At 45.4% G+C, this 1,559-nt stretch carries 1 protein-coding gene; it reads left to right on the top strand.

Annotation, left to right across the window (positions count from 1 at the left end):
* Positions 1-168 precede the first annotated feature (168 nt).
* Positions 169-1,509 carry an aromatic ring-hydroxylating dioxygenase subunit alpha gene (locus O9290_RS04130; protein WP_288086741.1) on the top strand — a complete coding sequence of 447 codons (1,341 nt, stop codon included), beginning with the start codon at positions 169-171 and terminating at the stop codon, positions 1,507-1,509.
* Positions 1,510-1,559: the final 50 nt, after the last annotated feature.

The raw sequence follows: 1,559 nt of genomic DNA, 5'->3' as shown, positions 1-1,559 counted from the left end.
TGTCAGTCTGTAGAGCGACCATAAGACCAGAACAGAGTAAATCTGTTAAGGCAGGTGCGAAAAATCCTTCGGGAAAGAAGCAGAAACTCAAATCGTGAGGTTTGGGAATCGCCGTCCGTTTTACGGCGGCGAGGATGTCAAGATCAATATTTTTTCTCTCTCATCCCCATGACAAGCACTGATCAATCTCAACCCCTCCCTAGGGATGACTATTTTCACTACCAAAATTGTTGGTATCCTGTGTTATTCGTGCAGGATTGGCAAAAAAATCCCTACTCTTTCTCTCTTTATGGGCAACCATTGCTAATATTTCGCGATCAGCAGGGAAAATGGGGCTGTTTGCTTGATCGCTGTCCCCATCGCTTGGCTAAACTCTCCACAGGACAGATGATCGCTGGTCGTTTAGAATGTTTGTACCATGGTTGGCAGTTCGAGACGGATGGAAAATGTTCCCATATTCCCCAACTGCCAGTCAATACCCCGATTCCCCGCAATGCCAAGGTTAAATCCTATGGGGTGGTGGAACGTCAGGGAGTCCTCTGGGTTTGGTTAGGAGAAGAGGAAACAGCGAAAGAAAGCGATATTCCTATCATCAAAGACCTAGAAGACCCCAATTGTGTCCATACCGATTATGTCATCGATTTTCCCTATGAACAGGGCTATTTACTCGAAAATCTCCTCGATCCCGCCCATGTTAATATTAGCCATGATCGCAGCGAATTCGGGGCAAAACGGGAAAATGCTCAACCGTTAGCCTTCCAAATCCTCGAAATCTCGGCGCGGGGAATTCGCAGTCAGTGGCGCAATAGCCGCAATCCGCAGGAAAGCTGGAAATATCTGGATTTTATAGCCCCTAATCTCGTTCATTATCGTTTTGCTCTGCCTAATCCCCATTGGTGTGCTGGATTGGCTTTATACGGGATTTCTCTCAGTCAAGGTCGTTCTCGCTTACTGATGCGACGTTACCAAAATTTTGCCGTTAACTCCCGTCAATACCGTTGGCGCTGGTTGGAACATCTGCGTCAAAGTCGCATCCTCGAAGATGATCTACCTTTAATTCAAAGTCAGCAGCAAATGGTGGAAAAGTCAAGAGATAGTTTACAAAAATTATACTTACCCTTAAAAAGTTCCGATGCCTTGGTGATTGAGTTACGTCAATGGTTCGATCGCTATGGGGACTCTTTCCCCTACTATCAAGGCTACACCAGCCAGCGGACAACGGCGATCGATTTATCCGATCCTTTACCCCTCGATCGCTATTCTCGTCACACTGTCCACTGTCGCACCTGTAGCGATGCCCATGAAAACATGGTAAAAACTAAACAAATTGCGATTTTAATGGGTATATTATTAGTTTTACTGGCAATTTTATCCCCAAATCAGTCTATCTATCAAATTACTGCCCTTATTTTCGCAATTTTGGCTTTAGCAATAGCGATCGCCGCCAATTACACCCGCAGAAAATTTGAACGCACCTATGAGAAAAAAGCCCATACCAAACTACAGTAATAAGTAGGGTCTGCTGAAAAAGTTTTTCGGTGGTGGCAGGGTGTGGGGTG

The organism is Microcystis sp. LE19-41.2A (assembly GCF_027530405.1).
Lineage (GTDB): Bacteria > Cyanobacteriota > Cyanobacteriia > Cyanobacteriales > Microcystaceae > Microcystis > Microcystis aeruginosa.
This window is presented reverse-complemented; position numbering and strand designations above follow the sequence as displayed.

Excerpts from the sequence above, each read along its gene's own strand:
- O9290_RS04130 (WP_288086741.1), top strand. The coding sequence starts at position 169 with ATGACAAGCACTGATCAATCTCAACCCCTCCCTAGGGATGACTATTTT.